The sequence below is a fragment of the Sorangium sp. So ce834 genome (genome assembly GCF_051521425.1).
GTDB lineage: Bacteria > Myxococcota_A > Polyangia > Polyangiales > Polyangiaceae > Sorangium > Sorangium cellulosum_D.
Genome location: NZ_CP150351.1, coordinates 7,187,645 through 7,208,185, shown reverse-complemented (window position 1 = coordinate 7,208,185; position 20,541 = coordinate 7,187,645). Strand labels below are relative to the sequence as shown.

The 20,541-nt window shown below is 73.0% G+C and carries 16 protein-coding genes; 9 read left to right on the top strand and 7 right to left on the bottom strand.

Translation table 11 applies throughout. The features are described from left to right. Window positions 1–61 precede the first annotated feature (61 nt). Window positions 62–652: an ATP-dependent Clp protease proteolytic subunit gene (locus WMF20_RS25810; protein ID WP_437617167.1), complete on the top strand. Its 591-nt coding sequence runs from the start codon at window positions 62–64 to the stop codon at window positions 650–652. Between the two features lie 36 nt (window positions 653–688). Here WMF20_RS25810 and WMF20_RS25805 read toward each other — a convergent pair whose 3' ends face one another. The 3 genes from WMF20_RS25805 to WMF20_RS25795 all read right to left on the bottom strand — a co-directional run bounded on the left by WMF20_RS25805 (window position 689) and on the right by WMF20_RS25795 (window position 4,383). Continuing rightward, complete coding sequence (locus tag WMF20_RS25805; RefSeq protein WP_437604620.1) at window positions 689–1,003, bottom strand: hypothetical protein; 315 nt, start codon at window positions 1,001–1,003, stop codon at window positions 689–691. 74 nt (window positions 1,004–1,077) lie between these two features. After that, window positions 1,078–2,451, bottom strand: coding sequence for a WD40/YVTN/BNR-like repeat-containing protein (locus WMF20_RS25800; RefSeq protein WP_437604619.1), 1,374 nt, complete (start codon window positions 2,449–2,451; stop codon window positions 1,078–1,080). A 165-nt stretch (window positions 2,452–2,616) separates the two neighbouring features. Then, window positions 2,617–4,383: an RICIN domain-containing protein gene (locus WMF20_RS25795; protein WP_437604618.1), complete on the bottom strand. Its 1,767-nt coding sequence runs from the start codon at window positions 4,381–4,383 to the stop codon at window positions 2,617–2,619. Window positions 4,384–5,028: 645 nt separating this feature from the next. On the opposite strand from WMF20_RS25795, the gene WMF20_RS25790 reads away from it, so the two are divergent. From WMF20_RS25790 to WMF20_RS25775, 4 genes are all read left to right on the top strand, one after another. Further along, the gene (locus WMF20_RS25790; RefSeq protein WP_437604617.1) at window positions 5,029–6,126 is read left to right on the top strand and encodes a Nif3-like dinuclear metal center hexameric protein; all 1,098 of its coding nucleotides are present in this window, start codon (window positions 5,029–5,031) and stop codon (window positions 6,124–6,126) included. Between the two features lie 73 nt (window positions 6,127–6,199). Then, window positions 6,200–6,571: a hypothetical protein gene (locus WMF20_RS25785; protein ID WP_437604615.1), complete on the top strand. Its 372-nt coding sequence runs from the start codon at window positions 6,200–6,202 to the stop codon at window positions 6,569–6,571. After that, window positions 6,571–7,041, top strand: coding sequence for a hypothetical protein (locus tag WMF20_RS25780; RefSeq protein WP_437604614.1), 471 nt, complete (start codon window positions 6,571–6,573; stop codon window positions 7,039–7,041). The genes WMF20_RS25785 and WMF20_RS25780 overlap by 1 nt, the downstream gene beginning before the upstream one ends. An 841-nt stretch (window positions 7,042–7,882) precedes the next feature. Beyond that, window positions 7,883–9,343 (top strand): MATE family efflux transporter, encoded by a 1,461-nt coding sequence (locus WMF20_RS25775; RefSeq protein WP_437604613.1) that lies wholly within the window; start codon window positions 7,883–7,885, stop codon window positions 9,341–9,343. Window positions 9,344–9,350: 7 nt separating this feature from the next. Here the strand turns inward: WMF20_RS25775 and nudC are convergent, their stop codons facing one another. Then, window positions 9,351–10,187, bottom strand: coding sequence for an NAD(+) diphosphatase (nudC, locus tag WMF20_RS25770; RefSeq protein WP_437604612.1), 837 nt, complete (start codon window positions 10,185–10,187; stop codon window positions 9,351–9,353). Window positions 10,188–10,481: 294 nt separating this feature from the next. On the opposite strand from nudC, the gene WMF20_RS25765 reads away from it, so the two are divergent. Further along, entirely contained in the window at window positions 10,482–11,528 is a 1,047-nt protein-coding gene (locus tag WMF20_RS25765) for a hypothetical protein (protein WP_437604611.1), read from the top strand. An 87-nt stretch (window positions 11,529–11,615) separates the two neighbouring features. On the opposite strand, the gene WMF20_RS25760 is transcribed toward WMF20_RS25765, so the two are convergent. Then, entirely contained in the window at window positions 11,616–13,166 is a 1,551-nt protein-coding gene (locus WMF20_RS25760) for an FAD-dependent oxidoreductase (RefSeq protein WP_437604610.1), read from the bottom strand. Window positions 13,167–13,253: 87 nt separating this feature from the next. On the opposite strand from WMF20_RS25760, the gene WMF20_RS25755 reads away from it, so the two are divergent. From WMF20_RS25755 to WMF20_RS25745, 3 genes are all read left to right on the top strand, one after another. Beyond that, on the top strand, window positions 13,254–13,682 hold the full coding sequence (locus WMF20_RS25755; RefSeq protein ID WP_437604609.1) for a MarR family winged helix-turn-helix transcriptional regulator: 429 nt from the start codon (window positions 13,254–13,256) through the stop codon (window positions 13,680–13,682). A 1,070-nt stretch (window positions 13,683–14,752) separates the two neighbouring features. Continuing rightward, a complete protein-coding gene (locus tag WMF20_RS25750) occupies window positions 14,753–16,672 on the top strand; it encodes a serine/threonine-protein kinase (protein ID WP_437604608.1) in 1,920 nt (639 codons plus the stop codon). A gap of 29 nt (window positions 16,673–16,701) precedes the next feature. Continuing rightward, complete coding sequence (locus WMF20_RS25745) at window positions 16,702–17,025, top strand: hypothetical protein (RefSeq protein WP_437604607.1); 324 nt, start codon at window positions 16,702–16,704, stop codon at window positions 17,023–17,025. A gap of 47 nt (window positions 17,026–17,072) precedes the next feature. Here WMF20_RS25745 and WMF20_RS25740 read toward each other — a convergent pair whose 3' ends face one another. Then, complete coding sequence (locus tag WMF20_RS25740) at window positions 17,073–17,399, bottom strand: rhodanese-like domain-containing protein (RefSeq protein WP_129576891.1); 327 nt, start codon at window positions 17,397–17,399, stop codon at window positions 17,073–17,075. A 79-nt stretch (window positions 17,400–17,478) separates the two neighbouring features. Then, window positions 17,479–20,304: a hybrid sensor histidine kinase/response regulator gene (locus WMF20_RS25735; RefSeq protein ID WP_437604606.1), complete on the bottom strand. Its 2,826-nt coding sequence runs from the start codon at window positions 20,302–20,304 to the stop codon at window positions 17,479–17,481. Window positions 20,305–20,541 lie beyond the last annotated feature (237 nt).

Here is a 20,541-nt window from a genome sequence, read left to right as displayed (position 1 = left end):
ATGACTCCGCGCCTCGCGGTCATGGCGCGCGGGCGGGGGCGGCAGGAAGCTCGGGGCCATGATGCGCCTCGATTCCACGCCAAACGAAGAACAGCCGCTCCCCCGCGCGCTGTCCGAGAAGGTCCAGAGCAGCCTGCTGAGGAGCCGGACCGTCCTGATCTTCGGGGAGATCACCAGCGAGCTGGCGCAGGCCACCACGGCGCAGCTCCTCGCCCTCGCGAGCGACAGCGAGGAGCCGATCCGGATCCTGATCCACTCGCCGGGCGGGCACGTGGAGTCGGGAGATACGATCTACGACGTGATTCGCTTCATCCGGCCCGAGGTCAAGGTGATCGGCACCGGATGGGTCGCCAGCGCGGGCGCGCTGATCTTCGTCGCCGCGCGGCGGGAGAACCGGTTCGCGCTCCCGAACACGCGCTTCCTCTTGCACCAGCCGCTCGGCGGCGTGCGCGGCCCCGCGTCGGACATCGAGATCGAGGCGGCCCAGATCCTGGCCGCGCGCGAGCGGCTCAACCGCATCTTCGCCGAGGCGACCGGGCAGGATCCCGCGAAGATCGCCAAGGAGACCGAGCGCAACCTGTGGATGACCGCGCGCGAGGCCCAGGAGTACGGCCTCGTGCATCGGGTCATCGAGAGCGCGCTGGAGGTCTGAGCGCCGCGCGAGCCCTCCGGGGCAGCCCCCCTCCGGTCAGCGCTGGCAGCCGGCGAGCGCGGGCGCCCCGAGCAGATCGAGCTGCTCGACCGCGCGCTGCGGCCGGCGCGCGCCGAGGCCCGCGTCCGCCGCCGGGGCGGCGCCCCGGAAGGCCGCTCGCCGGAGGAGCTCCTCGCGGAGCGCCCCGAGCTCGCGCGCGGGAAGGGTGCTCGTGTCCGTCACGAGCCGCGCGCCGTCACGGTAGCCGGTCCACACCGTGTAGCCGTTCCGCGTGACCTCGATACCGAATCTGGGGCCATAATCCGTGATTTCGTAGCTGCGTCCCAGGGCGAGAAAGCTCCACGTTTTCATCGTGACCGTCTCGCCAGTGTCCATCGGGGCGGCCGGAGCGGCCAACAAACCCGCCTCCGGTCGTCGAATCCCGATCATCGCCCAGGGCGGCGCCGCCCCCACCGCCGCGCGCGCAGGAGCGCGCCGCCGGCCGCGACCAGGCAGCCCGCGAGCGCCCCGGCGCGCCCCCCGCCCGACGCCTCGCAGGAGCAGCCGTCGCCGGCGCCCGGCTCGGCCGCGCCCGCGCCGTCCGCGCCGCCGCCGGCGCCCGCCCCGCTCCCGCCCGCGCCGGCGGCGCCGCCCGAGGCCGCGCCGGTCTCGCACGCGCGCGCGGCGCCGACGAAGCTCGCGGTCGCCGGCCAGAGGTCGGGGCAGGTCCGGCCGGTCGAGCCCTCGGCCCCGCAGGCCGCCGGCGGGCCGCAGAGGCGGTCGAGCGTCATGAGCGGCGAGAACGTCGCGCCCCCGTCCGTGGAGACGCCCGCGGAGAAGCCGTCCACGGGCTCGTCGGCGCAGGCGAAGAGGCCCCGCGAGGTCCAGGTCAGGCAGCGGACGCCGAGCTGCCCCACCTGCGTGAACTCCAGCGTATCCGTCGGCGCGACCCACAGGCCATCCATGTCGCTGCCGGCCGCGATCCTGGTCCCGTCGGGCGAGAGGGCGAGCCCGAGCAGGCTCACCGCCTGGAACACCTCGCGCCAGGTGGCGCCCCCGTCCCGCGAGACCAGCAGGGCGTCCGCGCCGTCGCCGTCGCGGCGCACATACACCACGTCGGGGTCCTCCGGGTCCACGGCGCCGAGGTAGGGCAGGTTGCGATCGTCGCTGCCAGGGACGTCGAACTCCTCCCAGGTCGCGCCGCGATCGTCCGAGCGCCGCACGATCCCCTGGAACGCGGGGCCGTTGCGGCGCCCGCTCACGTAGATGCGCCGGGGATCGCTCGGCGCGCTGTCCAGGGTCACGCCGAGGAACGTGCTCGGGAAGTCGGCCCCGGCCTGGGTCCACGTCCTCCCGTCGTCCTTCGACTCCCAGACCTGGGTCAAGATCGCGTCGCTCGCCATCACGCTGGAGCCGAGCAGGAGGACGCTCGCGGGGTCCGCGCGGTCGATCGACAGGTCGACGATGTTGCGCTGGGCGAGCGCGCCCTCGGCGAACTGCCAGTCGCAGCCGCCGTCGTGCGTCGCGCTGAGCCCGTCGAAGAGCCCCGCGAGCATCGAGCCGTCGGCGGTGACGACCATCATGGGATCCTCGAAGCCGCTGTAACCGACCGCCGCCTCACAGATCCACGACCAGCGCTCGCCGCCGTCACGGGTGGTGAGGACGCCGTAGGTCGCGCGGACGACGATGTGCTCCGGATCGGCGGGATCGACGAGGATCTGGCCGGCGGTGGGGTATCGGCCGTTGGCGAGCGCGGGCGCCGCGGCGGAGAGCGCGAGGCTCGCCGCGGCGGCCGCGAGCCCGAGAGCGATGCGGTTCATCGAGGGGAGGTACATCGATCCTCCTGCACGGCGCAACGCTTCGACAGGAGGCCGCGGGCGCGGCGCCGGGCTTGGGAGATCCCTGGCCCGACGCCGGTCACGATCCGCCGCTCTGGGGCGCGCGGGCGGGAGCGGCGCCCCCGGTCGTCGCGCCCCGGAAGCGCGCTATTGCCGCCGGAACCGCTGGTTCGTCCCGGTGCTGCACGTGTACTGGATGTACCTGGCGTTGTCGGCGGTGCTGACCCCGTTGACGTCCACGCACTTGCCGCTGTTGACCGAGCGCAGCGAGATGACCGCGTCGCCGCGATCGATGATCTCCCACTTCTGGCTGTTCCTGCTGCTGTTGCAGTCCGCCTGCGTGATGTTCGCAGAGTTGTTCAGGCTGGCCCCCTGCACGTCGAGGCACTTTCCGCTGTTCACGTTCTTCACGGTCGCCGTGGCGCCGCTGATCGTCTCGATCTTCCACTGCTGATCGCTCGCCCCGGTGCACGGCCGCTGGATGATGGTGGCGCCGTTGTCCTGGCTCGCCGCGTTGACGCTCATGCACTTGCCCGAATGGACGGCCGCCAGGCTCTGGCCGCCGGTGCCGCCGGTGCCGCCGGTGTCGCCGCCGGTGCCTCCGGTGTCACCGCCGGTGCCGCCCAGGCCGGAGATCTGGACCTGTGCGCCCGTGGCCGACACCGAGAGGACCTTCACCGTCGCGTTCGTCCCGAAGAGCTGATGAGAAGCGCCGACCACGAGCGGCGCGTCCCTGAAGTTCCCGCCAGGGACCATGTCGAGCAGGTGCGCCCGGCCGCTCTCTCGCGACTGCGTGAAGAACGCATGGATGAGGACGCCCTTCGTGGAGAGGTTGCGCGAGTCGACGACGTTCGTCGCCGCCGGCTGGCGGAACTCGATCTGGTACATGATGTCGTTCGGGCCCTTGACGCGGAGGAGCTGGGTCCCGCTGCTCGCCTCGGTCATCGGCGCGAGCGTGTAGGTCCCGTCGGCGGTCGCCGTCACGGCCTGCGTCGACGGGATCCACCCGAGGTTCACCTTGTAGTTGGCGTTGAAGTGCTGCTTGCCGCCGTTGCCCATCGGGTCGAACACGTCGCCGTACTCGTCGAAGGTGCAATCGTTGCTCATGGTCACGGTCGCCCCGTTGCTGCGACAGGTGCGCGAGGAGGCGTGCCACAGGCCGAAGTTGTGGCCGAGCTCGTGCACGACGACCTCGGGCCAGAGGCCGGCGATCCAGGTGGCGCTGCCGGGCTGCGCGCCCATGCCGGCGTACCCGCAATCCAGCTTGCCCATGATCATGTAGTGCTGGTACGCGTTGAGATCGAAGCCGGCGTTCCGCGCCGCGGCCTTGGCCTCGTTCTGCCACCGGTTGTAGTCGTCGCACTTGCCGAAGGCGATGTTGAACGGGCCGGCGACGTCGTACTGGAGCTGCATCTTCCCGAACGACGAGCCCGCCAGGTGGGTCGCCGCTCCATCCATGGTGTTGCGCACGTCCTGCTCCGTGCCCAGCGTCTGGCCGCCGTCGAACTGCACGCGCAGCACCAGGACGCGCTTGGCCCCGGTCGTGACGAGCGCGCTCGTCAGCTCGCCGATGCCCTCGGCCGGCCGGATCGCGTCGACGATGATCGTGCCGTCGTCGGCCTCGGTGCCGAACACGTCCACCGGGGAGCCGCTCGCCGTGCGCCAGTCGATCGGCGCCTCGGCGCCCTGCGGCGCCTCCGTCATCGAGTCCAGGTTCAGGCGCACGAACTCCCCGTCTTCCCGCTCCAGCATGTACCGCGCCTCGCCATTGGCGACGGCGACGGTCAGCGTCCCCGAGGCGGTCGGGGGCGGCCCCGCTCCCTCGTCACCGGCGTCGATGCTCAGGCAGCCGGACGCGAACGCGCACGCTGCGGTGAGGGCAACCGTGGTGAGGCGTGACTTGAAGCGCTGCATGGGATCTTCCTTTCCTGGCTCGGTCCGATGCGCCCATCTCCCCCCGTGTCGGAGAGCGCCGCACCATTCCCCCTCAGGAGCCCGGGCGCGGCGCGACGGAGCGCTGCCAAGGAGAGGCCGCAAGCGCCGCCAGCCTCTCCGCTGCTGATGTAACTTGACGGCCAATCCGCTCTTCCCGCGGCGCGACCATCGCTCGTGAGCGTCACGCCGCGTCGACGTCTCGCGGGTGCCCGGACCTCCAGAGCAAATTCGCGGCCACAGCCGTGCTATCGGCTTGACACGGGGAGCTCACCTGTCTCGGCGGAACAATCACGTGCGAACGGCCAGTGATCCAGTCTGATGTTATGTTTGCGCGACTGGCATGGATCGCGAGAGATCCTGAATGGACATGAAAACACCACCCCAGATCCATCATGTGAGTTGGCGAAAGAGCGCTTGTGTTCGTCTGCTCGAGCGATCTCGGCCGGCATTCTGCGCGATTTGGCGCGAGGGTGGCAATCCGTGCTCGAGGGTGAACACATGAGTTCTTCGGTGAGGGCGAGGGCGGCGATGTGGGTAGCTCGGCGCGCTCGCGGTGCGCCGCTGGCGCCTCGCCCCGCGCGGCCGCTCGCTGGTGCGGCCGCCGCCGCTGGTATAGATGCGCGTATGACCCTCCTCCGAGACGTCGTGGCTGCGCTGGAGTCGATCGCCCCGCTCCGGTTCGCCGAGCCGTGGGACAACGTGGGCCTCCTGGCGGGCGATCCCGCGCGGCCCTCGTCGGCGGCGCTCCTCGCCATCGATTACACCGCCGAGGTCGCCCAAGAGGCGCGCGAGCTCGGCTGCGATCTCGTCGTCGCCTACCACCCGCCGCTCTTCGAGGCGGTGAAGCGCGTGGTCGCGCCGAGCCCCATCTTCGCGGCGATCCGGGACGGCATCGCGCTGTACTCGCCCCACACGGCGCTCGACGTCGCCGAGGGCGGCACCAACGATGTCCTCGCCGACGCGCTCGGGATGTCCGGGGAGCGCGCGCCGCTCCGGCGGGCGCCGTCCAAGGCGTGGCAGCACAAGCTCGTCGTCTTCGTCCCGGAGGAGCACGCCGACGCCGTGGCCGACGCCCTCGCCGCGGCGGGCGCGGGCCGGATCGGCCGGTACTCGCGCTGCAGCTTCCGCACGGTCGGGACGGGCACGTTCTTCGGCGAGGAGGGCACGAACCCCACCGTGGGCGAGAAGGGTCGGCTCGAGCGCGTGACCGAGGTGCGGCTGGAGATGGTCTTTCCCCGCGATCGGACCGAGGCGGTCCTGCAGGCGATGCGCGCCGCGCACCCCTACGAGGAGGTGGCGTTCGATCTCGTCGAGCTCGCCGTCGAGCCGCTGCGCGTCGGTATCGGCCGCATCGGGCCGCTCGGCGGCGCGGCGCCGGTCGGCGACCTGCTCGGCCGCGTCAAGGCGGCGCTGGGGGTCGACGCGCTGCTCGTGGCCGGCCCCGAGCGGCGCGCCGTCGCGCGCGTGGCGACATGCGCCGGCGCGGGCGGCGCGCTCCTCGAGGACGCGATCGCCCAGGGCGCCGAGCTCTATCTCACCGGCGAGCTGCGCCACCACGACGCCCTGCGCGCGGCGAGCGCCGGCGTCACGGTGGTGTGCGCGCTGCACTCGAACAGCGAGCGCGCCGCGCTGAAGCGCCTGGCCGAGCGGCTCCGCGCCGAGGTGCCGTCGCTCCGCGTCGAGCTCAGCGCGCGAGATCGGGATCCGTTCACGATCCGCTGAAGATGCGGCGATTCGGGAGGGAGTGGCCATCCTGACCGAGCGAGGGCGGTGGGCGAAGTGCTACGATGCTTGCATGCGTTCCGCGAGCGACGTTCTGCCTCCGCCGATCCCTCCGGCCGAGCAAGTCCGCAGGCTGGTGGAGGCCAACCGGGTCGAGGAAGCGCGCCGCTACGTCCAGGAGTTGCTCGCCCAGGGCGACACGAGCGTGGAAGGCTGGGCCAAGGTCCTCCGTCCGCCTCGGGTCGTGCCGTCGCCCGACCGAGCTCGCAGCGACTTCGCGGCAGACTATGCCTGGTTGCGAGAGAACCGGCAGGCCTACCTCGATCGCTGGGTGGCGCTCCAGGACGGAGAGCTGCTCGACGCCGACATCGCGCTGCGCGCGCTGATCGAGCGGCTGACGGAGCGCGGTCAGATCGATGGCGCGTTCATCGTCCAGGTCGACTGATGGCCAAAGGTACGATGCGGCTCGACGGGGATGCGCAGCCGTGGGCTGCTTCGTCGGCGCGCTATCGGGTCGCGACGGAGCATGAAGGAACACTGCTGACGGTCGCGGTCCGCTGCCGGATCGCTGGTCTTCCGTTCGAGAACCAGGCGTTGCTCGACACGGGCGCCGCGTGGTCGATCATCGGAGGCGATCTCGCTGACCTGCTGCAAGCGCAGCTCGGTCCCTCGGGACAGACGATGATCCTCCTGACGCGACTCGGTCGCATCCGCGGCGTCCTCCACGACCTCGATGTCGTGCTCGTCGCGGAGCGCGGCGAGAGCCTCACGGTATCGGGCAGCATCGTTGTCGCCCCAGGATGGATAGGGCCGATCGTCCTCGGCTACCGCGGGTTTCTCGAACGCCTTCGCTTCGCCCTCGATCCGGGCTGCGGTCCTGACGACGCCTGGTTCTTCTTCTCGAGCGCAGGCTGAGCGGTCGGCGTCGAACGGGCAGCGGGACGGGCGCGGTACCCGTCTGGCTCAGCGGGTTCGGGCGTCGCAGTGCCGGGCGGCTACGGTGGCGGTGCAGGCGAACAGGGGGACTGCGGCGGGCTGTCCTGCATCGACGCAGATCAGGCGGGTGGGCGGCGACGGAGCCGGCAAATGTGGCCGCGAAGGCGGAAGGGGTGGCGCAGGCCGGCGAGATGGCCCCGGCGGTGGCGGCCCAGGCGACCGCGCCGTAGGGATGGCTATGCAGTGAGGCAGTGAGATCGAGCGGAGCGCCGACGGTGCGACTCACCGCTGGCGCCCCGGACAGCAGCGCAGCGCCAGAGCTCCCGCGCTCGCCTGGATCTCGCAGGGCACCGCCGCGTCGAGGGCGAAGCGATGACATTCCCGAAGGACACGCCGAGACGTCCGCCGCCATGGGCCGAGCCAGTCCGGAGCTCGAGCGCGCCGGAGGCGTGGCAGGAGCGGCTCGTCCACGCGCGCGTCAGACGCCTGATGATGGCTCACGGGGTCGACGACCCCGACGTGGAGAGCGCGCTCGTGAAGGTGGCGGCCTGGGTCGAGGAGCTGGTCGCCGCCGAGCAGGCGGCGCCGCAGGAGGAGATGGAGGCGTGGGTGCGCGCGCTCCCGGCCGAGGCCCAGGCCCACGGGCGCAGGTCGCGCCTGGCGCTGCGCGGCGCTGTCATTTTCGTGCTCGGCGTCCTGTGCGGCGTGGCGCTCGCCGCCCTGCGCCTGCGCTGCGTCGCGGCCCGGTCACCCGGACGGACGCGCGGGCCCGCAAAGGCGCTGGACTGGACGGGCGCCCGCGATCAGCCTGCTCGCCCCCATGCGCGACCACGCCACGCCTCCTGCCCCCGATCTGCGCGCGGAACCCGATGCGCCCTCGCCCGGCCTGCGCCGAGGCGCCGGCGTCTGGTCGACGCTCCGCGAGGCGGTGGGCGGCAGCGGGCACGACTTCACCCAGGGCTCCATCGACCGGGCGATCGTCCTGCTCGCGATCCCCATGGTCATGGAGATGCTCATGGAGTCGCTCTTCGTCGTGGTCGACGTGTTCTGGGTGTCGCGGCTCGGCGCCGACGCGGTCGCCGCCGTCGGGCTCACGGAGTCGCTCCTCGCGGTGGTGTACGCCCTGGGGATGGGCCTCTCGGTCGCCGCGTCCTCGACGGTCGCGCGGCGGATCGGCGAGGGGCGCCCCGAGGAGGCGGCCGCCATGGCGGGGCAGGCGATCGTGCTCGGCCTGCTCGCCTCGCTGCCGATCGCGGTGGCCGGCGGGCTGCTCGCGTCGCGGCTGCTCGCGGCGATGGGGGCGAGCGCCGGGGTGATCGCGACCGGCGCGCCGTTCGCCTCGACGATGCTGCTCGGCAACGGGACGATCCTGATGCTGTTCGTCATGAACGCGGTCTTCCGCGGGGCCGGCGACGCGGCGCTGTCGATGCGGGTGCTGTGGCTGTCGAACGCGCTGAACATGGTGCTCGGCCCGTGCTTCATCTTCGGCCTCGGCCCGTTCCCGGAGCTCGGCGTCACCGGCGCCGCGGTGGGGACGACGCTCGGCCGCGGGACCGGCGTCGCGCTGCAGGTCTTCCTGCTCGCGCGCGGCGGCGGTCGCGTGAAGGTGAGGGCGCGGCACCTCGTGCCCGACCCGAGGGCGCTCGCGGCGCTGCTCCGCCTGTTCGCGAACGGCGCGTTGCAGGCGCTCATCGGCACGGCGAGCTGGATCGGCATGGTGCGCATCCTGGCCCCCTTCGGGAGCGCGGCGCTCGCCGGCTACACGATCGGGATGCGGGTCATCGCGTTCGCGATCCTGCCGGCGTTCGGGCTCGCGAACGCCGCCGCGACGATGGTGGGGCAGAACCTCGGGGCCGGGCGCCCCGAGCGAGCCGAGGCCGCGGTCTACCGCGCGGGCGTCTGGAACACGGTCATGCTCGGCGCGATCGGCGTGGTCTTCGCGGTGGGCGCGGGCGCCATCGTCGGCGCGTTCACGGGCGACGCCGAGGTGCTCCGGTCCGGCACGGAGACGCTGCGGATCGTGGCGTGCGGGTTCCTGTTCTACGGGTTCGGGATGGTGTTCACGCAGGCCTTCAACGGCGCGGGCGACACGTGGACGCCGACGATGCTGAACTTCGCCTGCTTCTGGCTCTGGGAGATCCCGCTCGGCTGGGGGCTCGCGCGCGCCGCGGGGCTCGGGTCGACGGGCGTGCCCATCGCGATCGCGGTGGCGTTCTCGACGCTCGCGGTCGCGGGCTGGCTCATGTTCCGCCGCGGGGCGTGGAAGCAGCGTCGCGTCTGAGGGCGAGCTACCGCGCCGGGCGCGCGAGCCAGGCGTCGACGAGCTTGCGGGCGATGCTGAGCGGCGGCGGCAAGAGCGGCAGCGCGTCGCGGTGGAACCAGCGCGCGTCCTCGAGCTCGCGCGTGTCGACGCGGAGCTCGCCGCCGGCATAGCGCGCGGTGAAGCCGACCATGATCTGGTGCGGGAAGGGCCACGGCTGGCTGCCGAAATAGGCGATGTCCGCGACGTCGACGCCCGTCTCCTCGTGGACCTCGCGCGCGACGCACGCCTCCAGCGTCTCGCCCGGCTCGACGAAGCCCGCCACGAGGCCGTACATGCCCGCGGGGAACCGCGCCTGCCGCGTCATGAGCACGCGCGGGCCGTCCTCGACGAGCACGATCGTCGCGGGCGTGATCCGGGGGAAGTAGTTGCTGGCGCAGCGGACGCAGCGCTTGACCCGCTCGTCCTGCCCCGCCTCGAGCGCGGCGCCGCACGCCGCGCAGTACTGGTGCGCCCGGTCCCAGTGCTGCACCTGGTACGCGGTGCCCGCCACGTCGAACAGCTCCGGATCGATGCGCCCGTGGAGGCGCCGCAGCGAGACGTAGGCGTACCCCTCGGGCGCCGGGGAGCCCTGCGCGAGCTCCGCGGAGCGGCAGGGGCGGCCGTCGAGCTCTCCGAGCGGCTGGTCGCGCACGGCGACGACGCCGAGCTCCGCGAGATCGGCCGCGACGGGGACGTCGAAGCGATCGCCGCCGTCGCGAGGCGCGCGGACGAGGAGCTCGTCGCCGCGGAACGCGAACCACGCGATCCCGGGGGCCGGCGCGCTCGGGCGGCCGAGCCCGGGGCGGAAGCGGGAGGGCGGCATGGGGTCACGCCCGCCCGCGGGGCCGCGCGGCCTCCGCTGCGAGGGCCTGCGCTGCGCGACGTCCGCCGGAGGGAGAGCCGATCGGGGGCATGCGGGGGGAGCTTAGCGCCGATTCCGTGCGTCAGTAGCCCCGCCAGAGGCGGCGAGGGCGGCGGCCGCGAGCGGGCCCGCCGCGCCCGGGCGCGAGGCGCCGCTGCCGCCGGGGAGCAGGGGGCGCCAGGTCGAATTTCAAATGGGGACCACGGCTCGTCCCCACGTACCCGTAGCGTTTCAACCCCGCGTCGAGGAATCGATATGCTGCAGTCGTCTCCTGGTCTGATCTTTGCCGGCGTGCTCTCTCTGTCGCTCGCCGCGTGCGCGAGCGGCACCACGCTCGATCCTTCCGCCGGAGCGCTCCCTGGCGAGGGCGGGGGCGGCGGCGTCGGGGGCGGCGGCGTCGGGGGCGGCGGCGTCGGGGGCGGCGACGGGTGGATCGACCCGACGTGGGTGAACCCCGGCCCGCCGGCCGTGTGGAACCCTCCGTCCGTCACCGTCCCCGGCGCGTGCTCCGAGCTGACGTCGCACCACATCTACACGGTCTCGTCGTACAGCGAGCTCTACTCGTTCCACCCGGCCACGCTGGACTTCCGGTTCATCGGCCAGTTCAAGTGCGCGTGTCCCGTGGAGCTCTGGCAGATCGAGGCCGTGTCGCCGCTGTCGATGGCCGTCGATCGGAGCGGCGTTGCCTGGATCGAGAGCCATAGCGGCCGGCTCGCGCGCCTGGATATCGAGACCGGCGTCTGCGAACCGGTCATGAGCACGCCGGGGGACCGCCCGCCCTGGAGGTTCGGGATGGCGTTCGCGTCCGACGGCGTCCCCGGCGAGGAGACCCTCTACCTGCGCGAGGCGCTGCTCGGCGGGACGCCCGACGAGGTGGATCCCGTCCGGGCGCTCGCCACGTTCGATGCGCGGAGCCGCGCCATCCGTCCGCTCGGCGTGGGCGAGGGAAGGGACGCGGACCTCACCGGCACGGGCGACGGCCGGCTCTTCGGCTTCGTGAGGGGGGCGCCGGGGGAGCCGGCGTCCCTCAGCGAGTACGACAAGAGGACCGGCGCCACGCTCTCCCAGACACCGCTCTCCGGCGTGAACATCCACGACAGCGCGAGCTGGGCGTTCGCGACCTGGGGAGGCGCCTTTTACTTCTTCGTCCTGAACCCCGACCCCGTCGACAGGATCACGTCGAGCGTCTATCGCTACGACCCCTTGTCGGGCGCGCCGCCGGAGCTCCTGCGGGACGACCTCCCCGCCGAGATCATCGGCGCGGGCGTATCGACGTGCGCCCCGACCGTCATCCCCCAATAACTTCCGTCTGAGTTTCCGCCGAGCAGGGCTCCAGTGGGGCCCAACCCGGGCCCAGCGCGGCGTGACGAGAGCGCGCCATCGTCCTCGTCATCCCCGCGATGGGAGGCCGACGCTGGCAAGGTAGGCTTCCAGAGCCGGCGCATGATCGGACGACACGATGGCGCCGATATATCCGTCCGGCCGGACGAGCACCCAGTCGCCGGGCGACACGCCGTAGGCAGCGCGGAGATGGCCGCCATCGTCGACGATGTCGCCGTGCGGCCCGACGGCGTGGATGTGAAGCCCGGGGCGCGGCTCGACGGCCGAGAGCCGGTCCACCCCGTAACCCAGCAAGGTCCAATGCGGACCCTGGAAGAGCTTGAAGAGCCGTGTCGGCATCCCCGCCACGCCGCGGACGGGCGCGTCCGGCGCCCGGTGGCCCGCGAGGATGCCGCCGCTGCGCTTCGGCGTTTCCATGGCCAGCGACGACTTCGGGTATCCCAGATCGAGCTGATGCACCTCGCGACCGCGGCGCATGACGCCTCGCTTGGCCGCCTCCAGCAGCTGCGTCGTCAGGCCGAGCACCTCCGCGGCGATCGGCCGGCGCTCCTCCTCGTAGGTCGCGAGCAGCGCCTCCGGCGCACCCGCCAGAACGGAGGCGAGCTTCCAGCCGAGGTTGTAGGCGTCCTGCACGCTCGTATTGAGGCCCTGCCCGCCCGTCGGCGGGTGGATATGCGCGGCGTCGCCGACGAGGAAGACGCGCCCGTCCCGGTAACGGTCGGCGAGGCGCGCGTTCATGGTATAGGCGGAGGCCCAGGACACCGAACGGATCACGATGTCGCCTCGGCCCGTGCGGCCCGCGACCATCGCTGTGAGGCCTTCCGCGGAGAGATCGACATCGCCCTCCGGAGGAATCGGCGCCTGCAACTGGAACATGTCGGTGCCGACGAGCGGGCATAGCGACATCTGCTTTTCCATCGACTGTTTGTTGAAGCGATGCCAGGCGTCCCTGCTGAGCCCATCCAGGACGACGTCGGCGACCACGGCGCGCACCCCCATGGTCTTGCCGGGAAAGTCGATCGCGAGCGCGTGCCGTACGACGCTGCGGCCGCCGTCCGCTCCGACGAGATAGCGGGCGCGGACGGTCTCCTCGCCCCTCGGGCCAGCGACGCGGGCGGTGACGCCCTCGCCATCCTGCTCGAGGCTCTTCAGCTCGCGGCCGAACTCCGGGGCGCTCCCGAGCTCCGCCAGACGCTCGCGCATCGCGGCCTCGGTCAGGAACTGGGGCACGAGCAGCGGCAGAAGATAGGGCTCGCCAGGCGTCGGGTCCTGAGGCTCCATGCGCTGCGACTCCTCGTAGCCTCCGTCGTCGCGATACTCCCGCGGGGGTGGGTACATGCCGCCGGCCGCAACGACGCGGTCGAGGATGCCCAGATCCTCGAACACCTCCTGGCTGCGCGGCTGGATCCCTTTGCCGCGCGAGCCGGGAAACGGCCCGTCCAGCCTGTCGATGAGCCGGAACGCGACTCCCCGACGGGCGAGCTCGATGGCCAGGGTCAACCCGGCAGCACCTGCGCCAACGATCAGTGCATCCGTCGAAAAATGATGTTCCACGGCGAGCTCCGCTTTCTTGAACTGCGTTTCAGATATGTGTATCATGCATATGTTCGCGCCCCCGAACCGTCAAGAGAATTTGTGCAAACTACACGCATCTCAAAAAAGAAGCTCCGCGAGCTCCACGGCGCCATGGTCGATCTGATCGCGGTCATGAACCTGCCGCAGCGCGATCAGGCGCTGCTCGCGGAGGCGGGCCTCTCCCTGGATCGAGCCCTCTTTCAACTGCTGGTGGGGATCGAGCGCTTCGGGCCGATCGGCGTGGTCGAGCTCTCGGACCGAGCCGGGCGCGATTACACGACCGTCAGCCGCCAGGTCGCGAAGCTCGAGAGCCTGGGGCTGATCGAACGTCGACCCAGCCCAGCCGATCGCCGCGTCCATGAGGCGGTGATCACCGACGAGGGGCGACAGATGACGGACGCCTTGGACGCCGCGCGTCAGAGGCTCGCGGCCCCGATCCTCGCCAAATGGAGCGAGGAAGACTTCAGCGACCTGGTGCGCCTGATGCGCCGGTTCGTGGACGACTTGCTGGCGTCGTCGCGCGGAACGGACAAGCCCTGAGGGGCAGACCTCGGCGGGCGGCGCTGCGAGCGCGCGGGCCGCTCCCCGACGACGCCCGCGGACGCCAGGCTCTCGTTACTCTTCGTGGCGTCCTTGGCGGTTCAGCTCTCGGTCGATCGACGTGACCGACGCGCTCGGGGAGGGCTCACGCCGTGCCGGCGAGCGTCGCGGCCCACGCGAGCGCGACGAAGGCGACCTCGACGTCGTTCTTCCTGGGGACGAGGCGCTTCGTCTCGATGCCCTCGGCGGCGCGGTGGGGGAGCTGCTCCAGCGCGGAGAGCTCGGCGGCCTGGGCGGCGTGGAGGTCGCGGAGCGCGGCGTCCGCCTCGGTCCACTCCGCTCGCGCGCGAGCGCCTGCCGCTCCTTCGGGGCGAAGAACTCGTCGACGTCGAGGGCGCCCACCGCGGCGATCGGCGGCGCGGCGAGGTCGGCGAGCAGCTCCTCGAGCCCCGCGGCCCGGCGCTCGCGCAGCCGCCGCTCGGCGAGGTGCGCGAGCAGCACGTGCTCGCGGCTCCGCGCCGGATCCGGGTCGCGCCCGACGAGCCGGAGCAGGAGCGACAGCGAGGCCGAGAGCGCCTCGCGGGCACGCCGTGGGTCACGAGGTGGTGCGCGGGGAGCTCGAGCGGGCGCGCGGCGGCGGCGCCGGGATCCCCCGAGAGCGGGCGAGAGCGGCCCAGGGCGAAGGGGCGGGTCGGCATGAGGGCGCGCTCGTGCCACGGCGGGCGCGACGTCGCAATGCTCCGAGCGGGAGGGGGAGCGGCGGCGCGCAGGCGCGGGGCCGCGGGACGACGCCGCGGGACGACGCCGCGGGACGACGCCGCGGGACGACATGGAGTTACGCGCGGCGCCGCTGGGATCGGCGCGCAGCGCCGCAGAGGCCGTGCGGTACGGCAAGCGGCCGCTCAGCGCAGGGCGTGCGCCACGCGCCGGCGCGACCCACGCAATCCGTGCGACCGCAGCGCACGCGCTGCGCCTTCCCCGTATGCCGCCGCCTGGCGTCGCCTGACGCCCGCATCTTCGCGTCAAAATGGACGCCGGTGCGGCTATAGTGAGCCGATGGAGGTCGGGCCATGAAGCCGGATGCGCCCGCATCCGCCGAAGGCATCCCAAGAATAGGTGAGGTCTTCGCGCAGAGATACCGCCTCGAGCGCAGCCTGGGCCGAGGATCCATGGGCGCCGTCTTCGTCGCAGAGCACGTCTCGCTGCGCCAGCGCGTCGCGGTCAAGTTCCTCCTCCCGCGGGCCAAGGACTTCCCGGGCGCGAGCGCCCGCTTCCTGCGCGAGGCGCGCGCCGCCGCGGCGATCCGGAGCGAGCACGTCGCCCGCGTCATCGACGTGGGCACGGCCGAGCTGGGCTTGCCGTACATCGTCATGGAGCACCTGCGCGGCCGCGACCTCCAGCAGGTGCTCGACGCCCGCGGCCCTCTGCCCGTCTCCGAGGCGGTCGACTACGTGCTCCAGAGCTGCGAGGCGGTCGCGGAGGCGCACGCGCGCGGCATCGTCCACCGCGACCTGAAGCCGGGGAACCTGTTCCTCACGTCCGGCCCGAGCGGCGTCCCCGTGGTCAAGGTGCTCGACTTCGGCCTCTCCAAGTCGGCCGAGGACGCCGCCGAGGAGGACGGGAAGCTCACGGCGTCGGAGATGATGCTCGGCTCCCCCTGCTACATGTCGCCCGAGCAGGTGCGCTGCACGAAGGACGTCGACGCGCGCACCGACGTCTGGGCGCTCGGGATCATCCTCTACCAGCTCCTCACCGCGCGCTTCCCCTTCGACGCGCCCTCCATCTCGGCGCTCTTCGTGGCCATCGTCACCGACGCGCCCAGGCCGCCGCGCGTGCACCGGTGGGAGCTGCCCGTCCACCTCGAGGAGGTCATCCTGCGCTGCCTGGAGAAGGACGTGCAGCAACGCCTCCAGAGCGTCGTGGAGCTGTCGCGCGCGCTCGCCCCGTACGGCACCGAGCACTCGGCGCGCGCGCTCGACCAGATCGAGGCGATCGCCGCGGGCAAGGCCTTCCCCTCGCTGCCGCCGCCCCCGCCCGACCCCGCCGCCAGCACCACGCCCGCCGGCGCGGCGCGCTTCCAGGGCGCCACGGCGACCTGGCCGCGCCCGGGCGCCGACGATGAGCCCGACGGGAGGTTCAGCCGCCGCGCCACCGTGGTCGCTCCCGGCGGCGGCGACCCCGTGACGACCCTGCCCAGCCCGGGCACGGCGGCCGACGCCCTCCGCACCCGCGACGCCGCGCCGGCCGAGCGCACCTCGGTGCCCGTCTCCAGCGACGAGGGGCCCACGCTGATGATGGCGCGCGAGGACGGCCCCACGCTGACGATGGCGCGCGAGGACGGGCCCACGCTGACGATGGCGCGCGAGGACGGCCCGACGCTGAGGATGGCGCACGACGACGGCCCCACGCTGCCCTGGCCCTACCGGCTGCTCGCGGCGCGCCCGCTGGCCGACGGCGAGGAGAGCATCGGGAGCGTGCCCGTCGTGACCGAGCGCCGCCCCGGCCAGCAGAGCTCCCTCATGCTGCGCAAGCGCCGCCGCGCGGCCGCGCGCATCGCCGCGGCCGCCTCCCTGACCGCCGCGGTCGCGGTCGGGGTGACGCTCTGGTCCCGCCGCCCCGAGAGCTCGTCGAACGTCGGCCTCCCGTCCGGCCCGGCCTCGCAGGCGCCGGCCCACGCCTCGTCGCTCGACGCCGCGGGCGAGCCCGAGGCCCCGGCGTCGGCCGGCGAGGCGCTGGAGGGCGCGGCCGGCGCGGCGGCGGGCACGGCGGCTCCGGCGCAGCCCCCCGGCTCCGCCGCGGCCGGCGGGGCGGGGCCGGGCGCGGCTCCCTCGTCCGCCGCCTCCGGGCCCAAGGCGCCCCTCGACCCCCGGCTGGACGGGGCGCTGCGCAAGCCGGCGCACCCTCCGGCGCGCCCGCCGGGCAGCGCCGCGCGCGACCCCAGGGCGCCGGCCCCTCACGACCCCGCGCCCGCGATCCGCGACGACCGGTAGCTGGTAGACCCGGAGCGCAGGGAGACCCCATGGCGAAGAAGAAGCTCTCGGCCCGCGCCGCCCGGCGCGCGGGCGACCGCGCGGCGGAGAAGCTCACCCGCGACATCGAGCGGCTCGCGCTGCTCGAGCCGGGCCACACCCCGGAGCGCGCCATCGCGCTCGACGCAGCCTCGCAGGTCGAGGTGGCCGCGCGGTCGATCCCGTGCCCGCGCTGCCGCGGCGCCTTCCGCGTGGAGGACCACACGGCCGAGACGCTGGACGGCGTCCGCCTCCGCGTCGCGCAGGTCGCCTGCAGCGCGTGCGGCGCGCGCCGGAGGCTCTACTTCCGGCTCGGCGCCGCCTCTCTCAACTAGCCCTGCCCGCGCGCCCCTCGGGCGTGCCGCGACGCTCGGCCCCCGCGTCAATACCGCGGGACGCTCTCGTCGATGTGGACCGACCACGCGTCGATGCCGCCCTGGAGCGAGGCCACGCGCGCGTGGCCGAGCTTCTCGAGGATCGCGGCGGCCGAGAGGCTCCGGACGCCGTGGTGGCAGTACGCGACGATCAGCGCGCCCTCGGGGGCCGCGACCTCGTCCGCGCGCTCGGCGAGCTCGGTCAGCGGGATCAGCGTGCTGCCCGGCAGCGCCGCGATCTCGTGCTCGCCGGGCGTGCGCACGTCGAGGAGCATCACGGGCTCCCCCGCCTTCAGCTTCAGAAAGAGCTCTTTCACGGAGATCTGCTGGACCATGGCCTGCTCGCGATCGCCCCCGGCACGGCGCCGGAAAGACCCCTACCTATCCGAAGCGCTCCCCAGGAACAACCGCGTCTCACCCCGTCGCCCGCTCCCTGGCGAGCGCCGCGACCACGCTCACGAGCTCCGCCGGATCCAGCGGCTTGGCGACGTGGGCCTGGTAGCCGGCGCCGAGCGCCCGCGCCCGATCCTCGGCCCGCGCCAGCGCGCTGAGGGCGACGGCCGGCGTCGCGCCCCCGCGCGCGGGGCCGAGGTCGCGCACCCTGCGGATGAGCTGGAAGCCGTCCTCGCCCGGCATGCCGAGGTCGCTGACGAGCACGTCGGGGCGCTCGCGCTCCAGCATGGCGATCGCCTCCGCGGCCGAGCCGGCCGTGGTGACGCGCGCGGCGCACTCCTCCAGCACGCGCTGGGCGACCTCGCGGGCGTCGGGCTGGTCGTCGACCACGAGGACGCGCACGCCGGTGAGCTCGTCCGCCGGGTAGACGGCGGCCGCCGCCTCGGTGCGGGCCGCGGGGGACCGCTGCGTCGCGCCGGGCGCCTGGGGCGAGACGCCGGCGAGCGGCAGCTTGACGGTGAAGGTGGCGCCCCGGCCCTCACCCGGGCTGGCGACGTGCACGGTGCCGCCGTGCAGCTCGACCAGGTGCTTGACGATGGAGAGCCCGATGCCGAGGCCGCCGTGCTTCCTCGTCGAGGACGCGTCCGCCTGGCGGAAGCGCTCGAACAGGTGCGGCAGAAACTGCGGGGCGATGCCCGGGCCGGTGTCGGTCACCGACAGCTCGGCGTGCGCGCCCGCGCGCCGCAGCGCGACGTCGATCCGCCCGCCGGCCGGCGTGAACTTCGCCGCGTTCGACAGGAGATTCCAGGCGACCTGCTGGAGCCGGGCCGGATCCCCCTTGAGCGAGAGCGACTCGGGCTCGACGCTCGAGACGACCGCGAGGCCCTTGGCCTCGGCCGCGAGCTTGACCGCCTCGAGCGCGCCCTGGAGGACCGCGGGCAGGTCGACCGGCTGGACGTCGAGCCGCAGCTTTCCCGACACGATCCGGCTCATGTCGAGCAGCTCGGAGACCATGTCGGCCTGCAGGTGCGCGTTGCGCTCGATGACCTCGAGCCCGCGCGCGAGGGCCTGCGGCTCCGGGGCCCGGCTGCGCAGGATGCGCGCCCAGCCGAGGATGGCGTTGATGGGCGAGCGCAGCTCGTGCGAGAGGGTGGCGACGAAGTCGTCCTTGACCCGGCTGACGCGCTCGGCCTCGTCGCGGGCGGCGCGCTCGCTCTCGAGCAGCTTCTGGCGCTCTTCCTCGGCCAGCCGCTCCGCGGTGACGTCCTCGCAAATCCCCATGAACGACTCCACCGCGCCGTCGGGACCGAGCTCGGGGATGAAGCGCGTCCGGTATCTCCGCCCGCCCATGGTGAACTCGATGCGTTGCTGCTTGCCCGTCCTCTGCGCCTCGCGGCACGCGGTCTCGCTGGCCTCGCACATATCCCTCGGAAGGAGGGTCTCGAAGCCGTGCTTGCCGAGGTAGTACTCGGGCGGGAACCCGGTCACCGCCTCGACGGCGGACGTCGCGAACGTGCACCGCATCTCGGGGTCGAGCCGGAAGATCACGTCGGGCGAGTTCGTCATGAGCGACGTCAGCTGGCGCTCGCGCCGGCGGAGCTCGTCCTCCAGGCGCTCGCGCTCGGCGAGGACCCGCTTCGCGTCGTCGAGCGCCGCCCGGAGCCGGCGCTCGCTCTCGCGCAGCGCCTCCTCCGTGCGCTTGAGCCGGCCGATGTCCAGGCACAGGCCGACCCAGGCGGTGATCTCGCCCCGCTCGTCGCGGATCGGGACGGCCCGGTTGAGGGCCGGGTGGACGGCGCCGTCCGCGCCGAGATAGCGGAGCTCTTTCTCGTACGGCTCGCCCGTCTGCAGACACCGCCAGAAGAGCGCCACCTTGTGCCGGTCGTCGGGGTGGATCGCGTCGAGCCACCCGCCCTCCGAGCACTGCGCCTGGGTCAACCCCGTCATGCGCAGGAACGCCTCGCTGGCATAGGCGCTCCGGCCCTCGCGGTCGGTGACCCAGATGCCGTAATCGATGGAGTCCCCGATGGCGCGGAAGACCTGCTCGCTCTGCCGGAATGCCGCCTCCGCGCGCCGGAGCGCCGTCATGTCGAGCGCGAGCACGAAGCCGCCGTCCTCGAACCGCCCCGCGGGCAGCAGACAGCCGTTCACGAGCATCGTGATCCGCGTCCCGTCGCGCCGCACATACGTCCGCTCGAACGGCGCGAACGTCCACCGGCCCGACAAAAGCTCCGCCCGCGCACGATCGCCGGCGGGGCGCTCCTCCTGCATCACGTCGGAATCCCACCGGACCAGGCCGGCCGCGAGCTCCTCCCGCGTGCAGCCCACGAGCTGCAGATACGCCTCGTTCGCCTGGACGATCCGCCCATCGGGCATCCAGAGCGCCATCGGCGCCATGTTGCTGTAGAAGAGCCGCTGCATCCTGGCCTCGCTCTCGGCCAGCGCCTGCTCCGCCGCGAGCGCCCGCTCCTCGACGCTCCGCCGCTCGGTGATGTCCTCGACGAACACCACCACGCGATATGGCCGGTCGCGCGCGTCACCGACGGAGACGCCCGTCAGCTGGAGCGAGCGGATACAACCGTCCTTGCAGCGGCAGCGCACCTCGAACGTGATCTCCTCCTCGCCGGCCTCGAGCAGCGAGCGCCATGCGACCAGCGAGCTCGTCCGGTCCTCCGGCAGCGCCAGGTCGAGCAGCCTCTTCCCGAGCAGCTCCCGCTCCGCGTAGCCCAGCAGCCGGCAGAGCGAGCCGCTGACACGCAGGAGCCGCCCGCCCGGCGCGTCCATCTGCGCGTACCCCCTGCCGGGCGAGCGCATCGACCAGGCTGGCTGTCCGGCGGTCTCCCCCATCGCTGTCCGTCCACTCTCCCGGTCACCAACCCGCTCCACGTGCCCCCCGGACGTGCGCGTGCGGCGTCCCCCTGTTTCGTCCAGCCACGCTATCACGAACACGGCGTGTCACGGCAGTATGACAGGCGGATCGAGCGCACGTCATCGGCTCACCCCGGCTGTCTCCGGGGCCCTTTCCGTCCGGGTCTCGTGTGGAGCCCGGCTATCCGACCGGGACATGGATGCGTTTGCTCGCAG

What these genes read in the sequence shown, in the direction of transcription:
- WMF20_RS25810 (WP_437617167.1), top strand. Translation starts at nt 62, where the DNA reads ATGCGCCTCGATTCCACGCCAAACGAAGAACAGCCGCTCCCCCGCGCG.
- WMF20_RS25805 (WP_437604620.1), bottom strand. Translation starts at nt 1,003, where the DNA reads ATGAAAACGTGGAGCTTTCTCGCCCTGGGACGCAGCTACGAAATCACG.
- WMF20_RS25800 (WP_437604619.1), bottom strand. Translation starts at nt 2,451, where the DNA reads ATGAACCGCATCGCTCTCGGGCTCGCGGCCGCCGCGGCGAGCCTCGCG.
- WMF20_RS25795 (WP_437604618.1), bottom strand. Translation starts at nt 4,383, where the DNA reads ATGCAGCGCTTCAAGTCACGCCTCACCACGGTTGCCCTCACCGCAGCG.
- WMF20_RS25790 (WP_437604617.1), top strand. Translation starts at nt 5,029, where the DNA reads ATGACCCTCCTCCGAGACGTCGTGGCTGCGCTGGAGTCGATCGCCCCG.
- WMF20_RS25785 (WP_437604615.1), top strand. Translation starts at nt 6,200, where the DNA reads ATGCGTTCCGCGAGCGACGTTCTGCCTCCGCCGATCCCTCCGGCCGAG.
- WMF20_RS25780 (WP_437604614.1), top strand. Translation starts at nt 6,571, where the DNA reads ATGGCCAAAGGTACGATGCGGCTCGACGGGGATGCGCAGCCGTGGGCT.
- WMF20_RS25775 (WP_437604613.1), top strand. Translation starts at nt 7,883, where the DNA reads ATGCGCGACCACGCCACGCCTCCTGCCCCCGATCTGCGCGCGGAACCC.
- nudC (WP_437604612.1), bottom strand. Translation starts at nt 10,187, where the DNA reads ATGCCGCCCTCCCGCTTCCGCCCCGGGCTCGGCCGCCCGAGCGCGCCG.
- WMF20_RS25765 (WP_437604611.1), top strand. Translation starts at nt 10,482, where the DNA reads ATGCTGCAGTCGTCTCCTGGTCTGATCTTTGCCGGCGTGCTCTCTCTG.
- WMF20_RS25760 (WP_437604610.1), bottom strand. Translation starts at nt 13,166, where the DNA reads ATGATACACATATCTGAAACGCAGTTCAAGAAAGCGGAGCTCGCCGTG.
- WMF20_RS25755 (WP_437604609.1), top strand. Translation starts at nt 13,254, where the DNA reads ATGGTCGATCTGATCGCGGTCATGAACCTGCCGCAGCGCGATCAGGCG.
- WMF20_RS25750 (WP_437604608.1), top strand. Translation starts at nt 14,753, where the DNA reads ATGAAGCCGGATGCGCCCGCATCCGCCGAAGGCATCCCAAGAATAGGT.
- WMF20_RS25745 (WP_437604607.1), top strand. Translation starts at nt 16,702, where the DNA reads ATGGCGAAGAAGAAGCTCTCGGCCCGCGCCGCCCGGCGCGCGGGCGAC.
- WMF20_RS25740 (WP_129576891.1), bottom strand. Translation starts at nt 17,399, where the DNA reads ATGGTCCAGCAGATCTCCGTGAAAGAGCTCTTTCTGAAGCTGAAGGCG.
- WMF20_RS25735 (WP_437604606.1), bottom strand. Translation starts at nt 20,304, where the DNA reads ATGGGGGAGACCGCCGGACAGCCAGCCTGGTCGATGCGCTCGCCCGGC.